We start from the raw sequence: 16422 nt of genomic DNA, 5'->3' as shown, positions 1-16422 counted from the left end.
TTTTATCGTCAATAAAAGGGTTTAAGACCCCTACGTCTATACGTAGTATCATTTTCAGTCGGAGATTTAAACACCGACTGTTCGCGTAGCGTGCCGTAGGCAAAATGTCTTTAATTTTGAATTTTGAATTTTGAATTGTTAACTAATGCGTTTTTAATAGCACTTAGTTTGATATTTGCTTGATATTTAATTGAATGTTTATACTGTTAATTAAAATACTAGTAATTAAACAGTTAGATAAATATTAAACTTCAATAAGTTTATGTTGAAAATATACTTAATATAAACTACTATTTTTTTTTACAATTGTCATATATAAAATATTTAATTTGCATGAGATTTAACATCTCAAGGAGTTTATCAAGATTATCCAAGTAAATATCCTGTTGCTTTTAGTATTTGTTATGACATACAACTAAAAGACTAGTGGTAAGTAATGGAGCTGATGTCTCAGTGATGGAGGGCGATAAGTGAATAACCAGCACAAGTATCACCGATACTATTCAGTGAAATTATTTAGCGAGCGAAAATTGCTGCCGTTGCTGGCGGGGATTGTGATTTTGGTTGTTGTGGTGATGCTGTGGCTGAAGCTGAAGACGGAAGAGCAAATCAATATTCAACAACTGATTCAACAACAAGCGATCGCCACCAAAACCGAACTAGTAACACAACTTCATACTCGTGTTCTGTCTCTAGAACGGATGGTTCCACACTGGAAAATACATAACGCTAACTCACAAACGCAATGGGAACAGGAAGTTATAGCCTATTTTAAAAATGACGAAAGCTATACAGCAGTGCAGTTGCTTGACGCATCATGGCGGGTGTTATCGACGGTTTCTTTATCAGACAACGAAGCAAGTCAAGCATCCTTACAACAGTCGGCTTGGATAACGCCCCACAAAAGCCATCAAACCACCTTAGTCCACACAGTTAACCTTGTCCAAGGTGAGCCAGTATTGTTAGTTTGTGTACCGCAAATGATAGGGGATAAATTCGATGGTGCAATCTTAGGAGTTTTTTCCATTCAACAATTTTTTGATTCAGTTCTACACAAAGCGCAAGGTTACAAATTTAAAGTATTTGATGGCGAAGAGTTAATTTATAGTGAAGATACAAAGTTAGCAACTTCACCATCCAAACGACAGGAAGTAACTATTAACTTTTATGGAGTTAATTGGCGATTGCAGATTTACCCCAGCCCAGAACTATTAGAGGATTTATTCTCACCTCTACCAACAGTGGTTTTGGCAGGCGGTATGATTAATGCTGGGGCAATCACCTTATTGATTTATTTTGCTCAAACCATCAGATTCAGTAATCGTGAAGTTCGCAGGATTAACAGAGAACTAGCCCAAAGAATCGAAGAACAAACCCAGATAGAAATCGCACTGCGTAACAGCGCCACCCATCTGCGAGAATTGTTAGAAACAGTCAAAGTTATACCTTGGGAATTAGACTTAAGAACTTGGCGTTTTACCTATGTAGGCCCGCAAGTAGAAACCTTGCTGGGTTATCCTCTAGCCCAATGGTATGAACAAGACTTTTGGATCAATCATCTGCATCCCCATGACCGGGATTGGTCAGTGAAGTTTTGCCAAGATGCGACAGGTAGACTACAAAACCACGAATTTGAATACCGGATGCTAGCAGCAGATGGCACAGTTGTATGGCTGCGAGACATTGTAAATGTAGTGCAAGTAGATGGAATCGCTGTGATGCTGCGGGGGTTTATGTTTGATATTACCGACCTCAAGCAAGTGGAAGAAACTTTGAGGTTGCGAGAGAGAGCGCTAGCGGCTTGTAGCAATGGCGTGATTATCGCTGATGCTCAACATCCTAATTATCCAGTGATTTATGTTAATTCTGCCTTTGAGCAAATGACAGGCTATGCAGCCACAGAGGTAATTGGGCAGAACAATGGTTTTCTAGAAAGCGCAGATATGGAACCTAGTGCGATCGCTCAAATCAGATCCGCACTAGCAACAGGCAAAAATTGCCAATTAATTCTCCGTCACTATCGCAAAGATGGCAGTTGCTTTTGGAATCAGTTAAGTATATCTCCCATATATGACGACAATGACAACCTCAGTCATTTTATTGGCATTCAAACTGATATTAGCGAACGTCAGCAAGCAGAAACTGCTCTGCGACGACAAGCCCTTACCTTTGAAAATATTTATGATGGCGTGATTATCACCGATCATGAGGGACAAATTTTGGATTGGAATCCGGCGGCGGAGCGGATGTTTGGCTATAGTAAAAATGAGATTATTGGACAGAGTATCAGTACTCTACATAGACAAGGAAAAGATGCGGGATTAAAGAATACAGTTTTGTCCGAAATCGCTCACCAAGAGCGTTGGTCAGGGGAAATCACCTTTTTTCGTCAAGATGGTAGTGAAGGAATTAGTGAAACAACCGTAGTAGCTGTACAAGATGAAACAGGGCAAACTGTAGCCACAATTGGCGTGAATCGTGACATCACTGAACGCAAACAAGCTGAATTATTGCTCAGACGTAGTGAAGAACGTTTTCAAGCATTCATGAATCATAGTCCTACACCTGCTTGGATTACAGATGCTGATGGCACAATTATTTATTTCAGTGAAACTTACTTACGTACTTTTCAATTACCAACAAGAGAATTAATTGGTAAAAATATTTTTGATGTTTATGAAAGCGAAGTTGCACAAACATTTCTAGAAACCATCCAAACGGTTGCGCGTACTCAGCAGGTGCTAGAAGTTGTGGAACAGATTCCATGTGCTGATGGCACAGTGCGAGATTTTTTGGTTTATAAATTTCCTATCTCTAGTAAACCTGAGCAGTGTTTAATTGGTGGGATTGCGGTTGATATTACCGAACGCAAACAAGCGGAAGTTGCGCTCAGAAAAAGTGAAGAACGTTGGCAATTAGTGATTGAAGGCAATCAAGATGCTATTTGGGATTGGAACTTGATCACTAATGAAACTTTTCACTCGGCGCGGTGGGCGGAAATGGTCAAAGTAGCAAACTATCAACCTATTGGCGATCGCCAAGATTGCTTTAGCCGCATTCATCCCGATGATTTGGAACGGGTGATGGCGGTGAAAGAAGATTGCCTTTTGGGTAAAATCCCTAATTTTGTGGTGGAATATCGTTTGCGTTGCGACGATGGTAGCTACAGGTGGGTGCTGGTTCATGCGATCGCACAACGAGATGAGCAGGGTAATCCGGTGCGGATGGTCGGTTCCATCAAAGATATTACCGAACGGGTACAAGCGCAACAAGCCCTACAGCAACAATTACACCGCACCCTGTTACTGGAAAAAATTACGCAAAAAATTCGTCAGAGTCTGGATAGTCAAGAAATTTTTGAAACGGCGGCTACGCAAATTGGACAGGCTTTTGCTGTTGATCGCTGCTTAATCCATGCTTATATTCATCATCCCGGCCCTTGTATTCCCCTAGTGGCAGAATATCATAGTGTTGCTGGTCATGGCACAATGCAGACATGGGACTTGACCACGGCCAGCAATGCGTACATTTTACAGATGATGTCTCAAGATAAAGCGATCGCCTACCCGATACCCAACGGCAACGTCCCCATCGAGCCTTTATTACCAGCAGTCCCTAGCTGTTGTGAACTTGATGTTAAGTCTATGTTAGCCGTCCGCACTTCATACCAAGGAGAACCCAACGGAGCCATTTTTCTACATCAGTGTAACTATGTTCGACAGTGGACACCAGAGGAAATTGCCTTACTAGAAGCAGTAGCTGCACAATTAGGCATAGCTTTAGCTCAAGCCCAGTTGTTAGAACAAGAAACTCGGCAACGACAAGAACTCACCATCAAGAACTTTGCTCTAGAACAGGCGAAACGAGCCGCAGAAGCAGCTAACCGGGCAAAGAGCGAATTTTTAGCCATGATGAGCCACGAAATTCGCACCCCGATGAACGCTGTCATCGGCATGACCGAACTACTATTAGAAACTGACTTGACATCCCAACAGCGCGACTTTGTGGAAACGGTTCTGACTAGTAGCGATGCTTTGCTTAGTATTATTAACGACATTTTAGATTTCTCCAAAATTGAATCTGGTAAGTTAGAACTAGAAAAAGCCCCTTTTGATGTCAGAACTTGTGTAGAACAAGTTATCGACCTTTTAGCCGCTAAAGCTGCCCAAAAAGATGTTGAATTAACTTGCGTTATCCATCCTCAAGTGCCAGCCCAAATCCTTGGTGATGTCACTCGTCTGCGGCAAATACTGACAAATCTCCTCAATAATGCCATTAAGTTTACTCTGGAAGGAGAAGTTTTCATTTCCGTCCATAGCCAGTCATCCCCCAGCCAAAAAGCCAAAAACTGCTGCGAACTACTCTTTACCATTAAAGATACAGGCATTGGTATTGCCCCGGAAGTCATGAAACGATTATTTCAACCATTTGTTCAAGCCGATGCCTCAATGACGCGCAAATATGGCGGGACTGGACTAGGGCTGGTGATTAGTAAAAGATTGGGCGAGATGATGGGGGGCCATCTTTGGGTAGAAAGTCGGGGCTGTCTCGGCGGTAATCCTCCTGTTGGGTGGGAAGCTAAAAACTCGCTCTCATCTACTGCTAAGGCTACGGGTTCTACCTTTTATTTTTCTGTGACTGTGCCAGTACTTATTTGTTCAGATTTAGAAACTGCTATGAGTTCTCCAGTCCCGCTAATCGGTAAGCGATTATTAATTGTCGATGATCATCCCACCAATGGTCAGATTTGGAGATTACAAGCCGAGCTTTGGCAGATGGAAACTTACACAGTCCCATCTGGCGCTGAAGCTTTAGCTGTAATTGATCAAGGCATACCCTTTGATCTGGCTATTTTAGATTTGCAGAATCCAAAAATGGACGGTCTTACCTTAGCAAGCCAGATGCGTCAGCGCCCTAATTATCAACACTTACCCTTGGTAATTTTAAATGCTTGGGGTAAACCAGATCCCGACTTAAGTGATATTGAATTTGCTACCTGTCTGAGTAAACCAATTAAACAGTCCCAACTTTATGATGTTTTAACTGCTACTTTAAAGAATCAACCAATTCACCCCAGCAGCCCCACAACTGATACACCACATATCGATTCTCCTCTAGCACAACAATTACCTCTGAGGATTTTGCTAGCAGAAGATATAGTTCTCAATCAGAAGGTAGCCCTACTTATGCTCAAGAAATTGGGTTATCAAGCAGATGTAGTGGCTAATGGGCTGGAAGTACTGGAAGTTTTGCAACGGCAAGCCTATGATGTAGTGCTGATGGATGTGAATATGCCGGAAATGGATGGATTAAAAGCCAGTCAAATCATTTGTCAAACCTGGAGTCCTAGCTCCCGTCCATATATTATAGCGATGACAGCCAATGCGATGCGGGGCGATCGCCAAGCTTGTTTGGCTGCTGGTATGGATGACTACCTCAGTAAACCCCTACAACTAGAAGAGTTAGCCAAAGCAATAAGTAAATACCAGCGCTCCAGTAATACAGAAAAATCCCTCCAACCAACCAGTAGCCAAAATCAACCAGTCACGCAGAGTAACAATTTAAATTTAGCCACAATCAATACAAAAACTTTACAATCATTACGGCATATGTTAGGAGAGAATCCGGTAGCATTTGCTGAATTAATCAACTGTTACCTGACTGAATCCCCTAAATTAATCGATGAGATAAATGTAGCAATTGCGGCTGGAGATGCTCAGGCTCTATGGAGAACAGCACACAAGTTTAAATCTAGCAGTGGCTCAGTTGGGGCAGTTTTTTTAGCACAACTGTGCAAACAACTAGAAACCCAAGGACGCAGTAGCAATTTAAACGGTTGCACGGAACTAGGCTCACAATTACGTCAAGAGTATGAACTAGTTCAAAAAGCTTTGCACAAAGAAATGAACAAGGAGACATCATGAACACGACGATTTCAGAAAATCAATCTTTAGTCCTCATTGTTGATGATGAACCCTTCATCCGAGCGCAACTGCGTCTGTCTCTACAACGTGAAGGCTATCGCACAGTCGAGGCGGAAAATGGCCGAGAGGCTTTGACGCTTTTCCAACAGTTGCAACCTGATATTGTACTGCTGGATGCGATCATGCCTGATCTTGATGGATTTGATTGTTGCACCCAATTGCAGTCACTAGAAAACGGCCCTTCCACTCCAGTATTAATGATTACGGGTCTGGAGGATCAAGAATCAGTTGACCGGGCTTTTGAGGTGGGAGCAGTTGATTATGTAACTAAACCAATTCATTGGCCTGTGTTGCGTCAACGAGTTAAACGTTTAATTCAGCAATCCCATCTCCAACAAAAGCTAGAAGCTGCTAACAAGGAATTGCAACGCTTGGTAACAATTGATGACTTAACTCAAGTAGCTAATCGTCGCAGATTTGAAGAATATTGCGCTCAAGAGTGGCAGCGTATGGCGCGAAATCAACTACCATTATCTCTGATCCTTTGCGATGTCGATTTTTTCAAAGCTTACAACGATACTTATGGACATCGAGCAGGCGATCGCTGTTTACAATTAGTAGCAAAGGCTATCCAACAGACTGTCAACCGTCCAGGTGATGTGGTGGCTCGTTATGGTGGTGAAGAGTTTGCTGTCATTTTACCCACAACATATGCTGATGGAGCTATTCATATAGCTGCTAGAATCTGTGAGGCTGTGCGCCAACTGACTATTCCCCATCATACCTCTCAAGCTAATACTTGTGTGACAGTTAGTGCTGGGGTAGCCACAGAAATTCCTGTACCAAGTTCTGATTTTCAAGAAATTATTGACGCAGCCGATCGCGCATTATATCAAGCCAAAACCAAAGGACGCGATCGCTATCAACAATACGTTAAACAGTTATCATCGCCTGTTTATATTTTAAATTCTCAGCATCGGGTGGTATGAGGGGACAGGGGACAGGGGACAGGGGACAGGTTAGAGTTGAGCAAATATATTTTTCTTGATTACCAATTACCAATTACCCATTACCAATTACCCATTAAGGTTGATAAACTTTCCCCAATGAATGATCAGGATTAATTTCTATTACTAAATCCACTATTTGTGGTGATTGAGATAAAGGCTTGATAAATAATTCTGGATGTAGCGATCGCCAAAAATAGTTGACAAAATCTTCTATTTGTGCATCTGTCATCCCTGATTTACCAGCAGCGATCATTTTTTGTTCGGCTTGTTTGCGCCACTCTAGCGAACAACGGTAATTCGTCGGATATAATAAAATTAAACTGTCTAATTTCTCCCATAGTGGTAAATATTCAGTTAGCCGATGATTCATATCACGGGCGAAGGCTTTATCTTCATCAGTCACTATTGGCGGTGGGGCGCAATTAAATAAGCTCTGATCAACCGGGCGCACACCCACAAACCATCCTTCAAAAATGACAATATCCACTCCGGCGATGATATCTGGATTAGTGCGATCGCCTGCACCAGCATGAGCTGATTTATCAAAGCGGGGAACAGTTACCGGGGCTTTTCCTTGGCGGATTTGTGCGAGTACATTTAAGCCTAAGTCAATATCATGGGTTCCTGGTGGCCCACGCCAGATTAAACGGGGATCTTGTTGTAATAATGCTAGGCGATCGCTATAAGTTTTATACAAGTCGTCTAACGATAGGCTCAAGGTACGGTAGCCCAATTGCTGGAGAATTAGTCCCAGCACTAGGGACATTGTAGTTTTACCCGTTCCTTGACTCCCCAAAATTCCTTGCACGAAGGGACGTTTTAACTGTTGATGTTGTGCTGCTATTTTCATCCCCAGGGGTAGCCACAAGTCCCATAACAGGGGTAACATTTTTTCAGGGGAGATATGTAGATTTGTCTGGCAGAATTGATTAAAAGCGGGTAGCACAGACTGGAAAAGATGCGATCGCTCTCGAATCACTTCCTCAACATTTGCCGAGGTGATCCCAAAAGCCTTAGCCCTTGATGTATCCGCTAAAGCTGCTGCTTGCGCCTTCTGCTGGTTAAATTCCCTCACCTGTCATCCTCTCCATTTAAGATCCCAGCTTAAAGGCTTCAATAAATAGACTATAGGTAAAACCGACTTTGAGAATATTGAGTGATTCTACTAATAGCGATCGCCTAGCAAAAAAATTTCTGTTGTAAAATATTCTACTAGTAACCTCAGTCAAGAATACTAAAAAGGCCGCGATCACAATGTCTAATTCAGCCTTTTGACCTGCTGTAGTAGAAACTGCTGTACCTAGAAAAAATCCGAATAGAAAACTTAGTAATAGTAGCGACAACCGCCGCCAAGGATTTAAAAACCATTGCCCTAACTGCCTAGCAATGGTATCGAATAAATTGTTAAGCCGAGTGTTTTGCATTAGTGAGGTTTTGGGAAATGATTGGCACTGAGAAATCCGGCATCATTTAGATAAAATACTAGCAGCAGATTCACACCCCTATACCCTTATACCCCTACACCCTTGTCCAAACCCTTGGTTTTTCGTTTTCATGGGTAAATACTCACAGGCAACGAGTAAATACAGGGAATATTAATAAATGTAAACAATTTACTATTGCTTAAAATGAGGTTTTAAGGGACAATACATTGTGCCTCAAATTACCTAATCTCCGAAAAAAATGATAGCGTTAACACGCATGAATACAAAAAATCAGTATCTTATACTACCATTTATTGGCTAAAGATTGTACGTTACTTTCACTATGATTCAAGTTTTGAAGCACTGATTAGCTAATAAGTCAAGTAATTATTCATGCTTTCGGTTTTTGGTAAAAATGACATCTACACTACATCCATAAGCCAATTTCTACAGAAGTATCTACCCAAGGAATAGGTAATTTTCTTTGATTATCTATAGTGAGAATAGGCTAGTATTTGGTCAAGTCTACAAAAATAATTATTTCTAATATCAATATGAAATCTCCAGTCTATCGTCACGCTGCTGTGACAGTTTGTGCCTTGGGGCTGCTGGGGCTACTAGCAGGTTGTTGGGGAATGACAGTATCATTTGAAACAACCAGTTCAAATACACCTTCAGATATATCTACTGATGCTCCTAAATCAGAAAATAATTCGGCACTAGCGGCTAACTCTACTGAAGTTACAAATACAACACCAGCACCGACAGACTCAACAGTACATAAAGACAAGCAAACAAATTCCATCCTGGCGGCGCGTCAGTCTTCAGCCGACAAATCTAGACTTCCAGGGAAATTGCGGATGAGTAATCAAACGAATCAACCTGTGCGCTTGGCTCTATTGGCTCGGCAAACAGGCAATAAAGGCTTGACTGGTAAAGACGCTGAAATTCCAGCACATTGGGATTTTGATCCCCAAGAAGGCAGTACAAAAGGCTTAATTCTCTCCCTACCCATTGGCAACCTGAAGCTAGAAAAAGGGGATATTTTAGTAGCCTTTGCCCAAGACGGTTCCCGACGCTATTGGGGGCCTTATGTGGTGGGAGAAACATCCCAACCCACTTGGAACTCGCAAAGCCAAGAATGGGCGTTGGTGATTAGTGAATAGTCAATAGTCAACAGTCAATAGTCAACAGTCAATAGTCAATAGTCAATAGTCAATAGTCAATAGTCAATAGTCAATAGTCAATAGTCAATAGTCAACAGTCAACAGTCAACCTAAAAAAGTACAAATACTCAAGAACAAAACATAGTCCCGTAACGACTTATGATTAGTGCAACAAGTAAAAAGTTAGTAGTTCACAGTCAAAGAACATAACTCTTGACTAATGACTATTGACTAATGACTATTGACTAATGACTATTGACTAATGAGGTTAAAATTGAGCGTTCCTAACGCTGTTGAGCGATGGTTCAGTGATGTAGTAAAGCGTCCAGCCCTTGCTGTGACTGTCTCAATTCTGTGGTTGATTCTAATTGGTTGGATAGGCTATGGATGGCATTTAGGCAGTATTGGCTTGGTAGACGAAACAGAGCCACTATTTGCTGAAGCTTCCCGGCAAATGCTAGTAACGGGTGATTGGATCACGCCATTTTTCAATGGTCAAACTCGTTTTGATAAACCTGCTCTACTTTATTGGTGTCAAGCGATCGCCTATGCTTTGTTTGGGGTGAATGAGTGGGCGGTACGTCTTCCCTCAGCCTTAGCAGCAATGGGATTGGTGGCTTTAGGTTTTTACACTGTACAGTGGTCTTTAGCTAAAAAAGATGAGTTAGAGCAAGTCACCTTGCCAACTCGCCGCTACTTAACAGCTGCTGTAGCCGCAGGTGTGATGGCGCTCAATCCCCAAATGATTGTCTGGGGAAGAACGGGCGTTTCCGATATGTTGCTAACTGGCTGTATGGCCTCAGCCCTATTATGCTTTTTTCTAGGGTATGCAGCAACTGGGCAGGAGGCAGAAAGCAGAAGGCAGGAGTTAATAATTTCCTCCTCATCTCCCCCCACTCCCTCATCTTCCCCATCTCCCCCCACTCCCCGATCCCCATTCCCCAACAAATGGTATCTAGCTTGTTACGTGCTAACGGCTGGAGCAATTTTGACTAAGGGGCCAGTGGGTATTGTTGTACCGGGGATGATTATTTTAGCGTTTTTGCTGTACTTGGGGCAGTTGCGAACTGTGTTGCGGGAAATGCGGCTGTTTTTAGGGATATTAATTATCCTGGGTTTATCTGTTCCCTGGTATGTGCTGGTGATTTGGCGCAATGGTTGGAATTTTATTAATTCGTTTTTTGGCTACCACAATGTAGAGCGTTTTACAGAAGTCGTGAACGGTCACTCAGCTCCGTGGTATTTCTATTTTGTGGTGGTGCTGCTATTTTTTGCCCCATACTCAATTTACTTACCTTTAGCAATTTTTAGACTGAAGTTTTGGCAGCGATCGCATTGGCGCAAGCAAGAACGCTCTCAGCAATTAGGTTTATTTGCCTGCATTTGGTTTATTTGCGTTTTTAGCTTTTTTACCATCGCCGTTACCAAACTACCCAGCTATGTCTTACCTTTAATACCAGCCGCCGCTATTTTAATAGCATTGTTGTGGAGTGATTTGTTTCCCAGTGGTGAACAAACAAGCAAGATATCTCTTAGTTACCCTTCTTCCCTTTTACAGGTTAGTAGTTGGGTAAATGTCATATTTTTGAGTGCCTTGGCAGTAGCATCATTTCACATATACGAATTGTTGGGTAATGATGATGCTGCGCCAGAGTTCCGCGAAAATTTACAAGATGCTGGATTATCAACTATCTCCGGTTGGCTTTGGCTAGTAGCGGCAATTTTTATTGCTGTTTTAATTTTGCGTCGCTATTGGCATTCTATTATCGGCGTTAATTTGTTGGGGTTTGTGGTCTTTTTGATTTTTGCTGTCATGCCAGCTATGTTTTTAATGGATCAAGAACGTCAATTACCATTAAGACAATTATCTGCTGTGATTGCCCAAGTACAACAACCAACAGAAGAAATAATGATGGTTGGTTTCAAAAAGCCAACTGTAGTCTTTTACAGTCACAAACAAGTAAATTTTGTTAACACAACTCAAGAAGGTTTAGAACATATCCGCAATTTAGCTAATCAAGAAGAGAAGCCGTCTTCACTGTTACTTGTGACTATCAAGAAAAACTTTTTCAAAATGGACTTATCACCGGATAATTACGAAAATATAGATATTAAAGGTGCTTACCAGTTGACCCGCATTAATTTTAAGAAGATGAAGCAGGATAAAGTCAAATTATCGTGACGTACTCCACACACTCCCCTTTCAGGGTGAGTGTGGGCTTCTCAACGACTCTTCGCGCGAAGACATTAATTGAGCTTTGAGGGCGTGCGTCCCACGCGCCTTTATGTTTATAGCCGCATTTAAATCCCTGCAAATACTTGTGTGGCAAACAGGACAATTGTGCATTCTTTCGGATAGCGGCTTTTTAACTTTATGACCGCAGCTAGAACATTCTTGGCTAGTACCATTCGACTTAACAGCTATTACCTTCAAACCAGCATTTTCGGCTTTGTTTGACAGTATTGTTATGAACTGTCCCCATCCAGCGTCATTGACACTTTTAGCTAGTCTTGTTTTAGCCAGTCCTTTAATATTTAGTTTTTCAACAGCAACAACATCATACTTATCAAGTAATGATTTGGCTGTTTTAAAGTGAAAATCCCTGCGAGTATCAGCAACTTTTTTATGTTGTTTACCTAGTTTCTGGATAGCTTTTTTACGACGATTAGAACCTTTTTTGCGTCTTGATACTCTACGCTGTGCTGATTTTAGTTTACGTTCAGCCTTGCGTAAATACTTTGGCGCAGCGATTCTAGAACCATCAGACGCTACATAAAAATCAATTAAGCCAACATCAATAGCAACAATATTGTCAGGATTGAAATCAGGCTTAACAGTTGGCACTGTTTGGTCATCAAGGTTCAAAGTTACATAGTAACCATCGGCTTTTCTGGTTACAGATACCGTCTTAATATCAAATCCATCAGGTATTGGGCGATGAACAATTAGCTTAACTTCCCCAATCTTTGACAGCGTAATTTTGTTGTTAGCAAAATGATGGCGTTTAAATTGGGTATAGGTAAAAGTTTTGTACTGCCCTTTACTTTTAAATCTAGGTTTACCAGATTTCTTGCCGTTGATATCACCTTTTAACCATCTATCAAAAGCTAGTTCAACTTTTTTAGGAACTTCCTGCAATACTTGAGAGTGAATATCCTTGTACCAAGGTCTATCAACTTTTAATTGAACTAGAGAGGCTTTTTGGTTGTAGTAGTTAGGTTGCTCTTTTAACTCCGGTAGATGACAAATTAACGGGCATCTATCAATAGGACAGCGATTTTGCTCATACCAGTCAAACCTTTGAACAAGCAGATAATTATACTGACAACGTAACATTTCTAGTGTTTTATCAATTTTCTCTGCTTGCAATGCAGTTGGATTAATTTTGTATTGGTATGAGGTTTTCATTGCTTATCCTTGTCTTCGACCTATGTTTAGCATTACATAAATGTAACGACGTTGTGCTGGCATTCATGAAAAGCAAAACATTAAATTTAAGGATATCTGAGCGCAGATTAAATAAATTAAGAATATATGCGAGTCAAAATGATAAAACCATGACTCATGTAATTGAAGATTTTATTGACTCGCTTAAAGTCAAAAATGGTGATTCCTTATCGACCCCACTTCCTAATCAACCTAGCGGTTGATAATGGTCGGAGGTCAATTCGTCATCACCCCGTCATTCATCCCACGCTCCCCTATCGGGTGAGACGTGGGGCTTCTGTCGGAGCAAGCTAAATTACGCCTGATACAGCACATTTCATCTGAGTGAGGTACAGTAAGGGCAGGCAAGATGCCATTGGTGTCAAGTTAAGAAAAAATGCCTACACATTGGACTGCGTTGTGACAAGCATTTCAAATGTACCAATGAGGCTTGTTTTTGGAGTGGTGATGCCGACTATAACGCTAGCAAGAATATATCTGCTATTGGGGCTGTTTTTGTGAGCCACTCCGTTGCGGGGGTTTCCCCCGTAGTTCGCGCCGCTTCTCCGACAGGAGAAGGAAGTGGCGAACCCACAAGGGTAAACCAGCCTGGAGGCTCGAACTGTTTGTGTTGTGAACTCAGTACAGACAGTTCAGGACTACTAAAAGCCCACACTGTACCTTCAGGTCAGTGTGGGTAGTTTATTGCTTCATCAAAAACCTACACTTGTGATTGTCCTACTCCCCCCACTCCCCATTACTTGAGCGCATCCAAAGGTTCACAAAAGTTATTTACACCTTGCTTGAGAATGTATATCAAAACTGGTGTGGCTAAAATTTTGGGAAATGTCGGCATTGTTTGGAGATGTGCCATCATCTCGGTAATTGAACCGTTGAGTAAATTATCGCGAAATTCTTGTTCGCAAATGACAGCACGCCACTTTCTCGCCAAAGCATCTAACCACTCGGCGTTAGCTCGTTCTGGTTCTTGTCCAGCTTTGATGGCTAGTGTCATTGCTGCATCTTCTAAATCTCCTTCGCAGTCTTCAATTAAGTCCAAAGCCTCCATCGCTCCCAAGTCATCTGCCAACTGAGAACGAAACAGTGCTATTTCTTGTGATGTAACTGTAGTCATGAGTAAGTAATCAGTAGTACTGAGTCAATAGTCCATAGTCCATAGTTTATAGGTTAGTTGACGGTTGACGGTTGACTGTTGTCAATAGTCAACCGTCAGCAGTTTATAGTTAAAAGCTGTTTGGCTAATAACTATTGACCAATGACTACTGAGGAGTTAATGCTCTAGAAGTTACAGCACGTTGTAGATCAGCCAGAGCGCGGTTGTAATCTAGAATTGCTGTGACTCTGTTACCCTCAGCTTGTGTTAAGTCGTTTTCTGAGTTAATCACGTCTGTTTGAGTACCTACACCAGCTTGGAAACGCAAACGTGCTAAACGCAGTGCTTCTCTAGCTTGTTCTAGGGCAACATTAGCGGTTTGTACGTTCTCTAGATTGGAGCGTTGGGTACTGAAGGCTTGTTCTACTTGGAAGCGAACTTGGTCGCGTTGGGTAGCAAATTGAGTTTCGGCGATCGCAATATTTGCCCTGGCTTGATCAGCTCTTGCTCTAGCTGCTCCCCCATCGTACAAATTTAAGCTAGCTCTCAGTCCGACAGAATAACCATCAGTTACACCTACGCTGTCATCAAATTGATCTAGGAGGTTGTAGTTAGCTACAAAGCTCAGTTGTGGCCCTAAGTTTGCCAGTGCTTGTCTACGCTGTTGTTCGTTAATGTTTCGTTGTGCTAGTTGTTGTTGCAGTTCGGGACGGTTTTGATAGGCGAGGATGATGCTTTGTTCTAGAGTTTGGTTCCACAGCCCTGCTAATTGTACAGGGTCAGCAGCACTGATATTAACCGACTGTGGCAGGCTGAGTAAGGTTGCTAGTTGCCGTCGCCTAGTTTGCTGTGTTGCGAGGTTATTGGTGAGCTGCTGGGTGTTATTGGCTAAGTTTACTTGCGCTCGCAACACATCAAACCTTGTCCCCACACCAGCCCTTTCCAAAGCCTCCGCATCTCGCAAGCTAGCCTGGGTATTTTCTACCGCCGACCGAGCAATACGCACCTGCTCATCTGCCTGTTGCAAATCGTAATATGCTCTAGTGACATTCAAGCGGATTTCTTCAGACTGGCGCTCCACATCCAACTGTTGAAAGCGTAACTGTTCCTCAGCCTGTTGAATAGCCGCGTTCCTTCTCCCAGAAGTAAACAGGTCATAGGTTAATTGAGCTTGACCATTGAAGGATGTACTCGGTTCATCCCTATCTGTCGCCACTCCTCCGCTCCTATTAGCGAGTTCATTCGACAGCTGACCACTTGCCGACTGGCTACGGGTAATATCACTGCTGAGAGACAAACTGGGTAATAAAGCTGCCTGTGCTTCTCTCAAGGATGCTTGAGTGCGTTCCAGTTCCAACAAAGAAACCTGTAAGTCCCGATTACTCCGCCGCGCCAACTCCAACGCTTGAGCCAAAGTAATCGCCTGAGTTTCCTGAATTGTCACTTCTCCTGGTTTGGTGGGAAATTGTAACGGGTTGGCGTTGGGAATCAAATTTTGTGGTACTTCCACTTTCCCCGGAGATGCTGGAGTACCTGCTGGCGCTGTTTGCGTCGGTGCTGGAGTACCGGCTGGCGCTGTTTGCGTCGGTGCTGGAGTTACACCTGGGTTTGGTGTATTGGTGTTCCCCTGCGCTAGCTCCACTCCCCTGAGTCGGGTTAATGGGCAAGTTTGTGATGAGCAACCACTGATTTCTAAAAGTTTCGCTGCACCGAGATTACTTGCGGCTGGTAAAACCGTTGGTAACTGGGTTTTAAGGTTTTCTTGTGATGCTGAAGTTTGTAAATTAGACAGGGAAAAAGTCTGTTGTGCAGACGATGGATTTGTCAAGGTGGGAGAAAATTTTGTTGTTGCTAATTCTCGTTGATGCCCTGAGCGAATCTGCTTTTCTTGCTTGGGAGAAAGTTTTTGTTTTAGCCGTTGAGCAATAGTCTGATTGGATTTAGAATTATAAGTTTTACCTTCATCTTGTCGAGACTTTTGTTCTCCATTGATACCAGTATTTTCTGTCAACATTACTGGGTGAGAGTGACTACTTAAAAATTGCCAATTAGCTGTAGTCACACCAGAATTGGGAATGATGTCTGGAAAAATTTCGCCTGTCGCATTAGGCGATTGTGTCTGGCTTTTGCCTAGTAGCAAAGTTTGACCATTTTGGCTAGTCAAAACTGTAGAACTAGGCACAATTTGTATAGTATCGACCTTGATTGCTCCAGCCATAGCTGGCTGAGTCGTCAATACTGCTGCTGTTACACCAGGTAAGAAGCTATAGAATAACTGTTGTCCTTTCACCGCATCCCCTCACACAAAAATCAATCTGGCGGCAGAAAACTTTTCTTCACCACAGAATATAGCACGA

10 protein-coding genes are annotated in these 16422 nt (G+C 42.3%); 5 read left to right on the top strand and 5 right to left on the bottom strand.

Features of this window, described 5'->3' with window-relative positions; genetic code table 11:
• The first annotated feature begins 506 nt into the window (after positions 1-506).
• Positions 507-5924, top strand: a complete 5418-nt coding sequence (locus H6G83_RS25240) for a PAS domain S-box protein (protein WP_313936976.1) — start codon at positions 507-509, stop codon at positions 5922-5924.
• Positions 5921-6913 (top strand): GGDEF domain-containing response regulator, encoded by a 993-nt coding sequence (locus tag H6G83_RS25235; RefSeq protein ID WP_190477064.1) that lies wholly within the window; start codon positions 5921-5923, stop codon positions 6911-6913. The genes H6G83_RS25240 and H6G83_RS25235 overlap by 4 nt, the downstream gene beginning before the upstream one ends.
• A gap of 94 nt (positions 6914-7007) precedes the next feature.
• Here the strand turns inward: H6G83_RS25235 and H6G83_RS25230 are convergent, their stop codons facing one another.
• Complete coding sequence (locus H6G83_RS25230) at positions 7008-8009, bottom strand: glycerate kinase (RefSeq protein ID WP_190477061.1); 1002 nt, start codon at positions 8007-8009, stop codon at positions 7008-7010.
• Between the two features lie 16 nt (positions 8010-8025).
• Positions 8026-8358, bottom strand: a complete 333-nt coding sequence (locus tag H6G83_RS25225) for a DUF565 domain-containing protein (RefSeq protein WP_190477059.1) — start codon at positions 8356-8358, stop codon at positions 8026-8028.
• A gap of 554 nt (positions 8359-8912) precedes the next feature.
• On the opposite strand from H6G83_RS25225, the gene H6G83_RS25220 reads away from it, so the two are divergent.
• Both H6G83_RS25220 and H6G83_RS25215 read left to right on the top strand, forming a co-directional pair.
• On the top strand, positions 8913-9524 hold the full coding sequence (locus H6G83_RS25220; RefSeq protein WP_190477057.1) for a hypothetical protein: 612 nt from the start codon (positions 8913-8915) through the stop codon (positions 9522-9524).
• A gap of 262 nt (positions 9525-9786) precedes the next feature.
• A complete protein-coding gene (locus H6G83_RS25215) occupies positions 9787-11706 on the top strand; it encodes an ArnT family glycosyltransferase (protein ID WP_190477054.1) in 1920 nt (639 codons plus the stop codon).
• A gap of 21 nt (positions 11707-11727) precedes the next feature.
• Here H6G83_RS25215 and H6G83_RS25210 read toward each other — a convergent pair whose 3' ends face one another.
• On the bottom strand, positions 11728-12933 hold the full coding sequence (locus tag H6G83_RS25210; RefSeq protein ID WP_190477052.1) for an RNA-guided endonuclease InsQ/TnpB family protein: 1206 nt from the start codon (positions 12931-12933) through the stop codon (positions 11728-11730).
• 536 nt (positions 12934-13469) lie between these two features.
• Here H6G83_RS25210 and H6G83_RS35520 point away from each other — a divergent pair.
• Positions 13470-13652, top strand: a complete 183-nt coding sequence (locus H6G83_RS35520; protein WP_242044797.1) for a hypothetical protein — start codon at positions 13470-13472, stop codon at positions 13650-13652.
• 56 nt (positions 13653-13708) lie between these two features.
• Here H6G83_RS35520 and H6G83_RS25200 read toward each other — a convergent pair whose 3' ends face one another.
• Both H6G83_RS25200 and H6G83_RS25195 read right to left on the bottom strand, forming a co-directional pair.
• Positions 13709-14086 carry a hypothetical protein gene (locus H6G83_RS25200; protein WP_190477050.1) on the bottom strand — a complete coding sequence of 126 codons (378 nt, stop codon included), beginning with the start codon at positions 14084-14086 and terminating at the stop codon, positions 13709-13711.
• Between the two features lie 145 nt (positions 14087-14231).
• Positions 14232-16355 carry a TolC family protein gene (locus H6G83_RS25195; RefSeq protein WP_190477048.1) on the bottom strand — a complete coding sequence of 708 codons (2124 nt, stop codon included), beginning with the start codon at positions 16353-16355 and terminating at the stop codon, positions 14232-14234.
• Between the last annotated feature and the right edge of the window lie 67 nt (positions 16356-16422).

The sequence above is a fragment of the Anabaena azotica FACHB-119 genome (assembly GCF_014697625.1).
Lineage (GTDB): Bacteria > Cyanobacteriota > Cyanobacteriia > Cyanobacteriales > Nostocaceae > Trichormus > Trichormus azoticus_A.
This window is presented reverse-complemented; position numbering and strand designations above follow the sequence as displayed.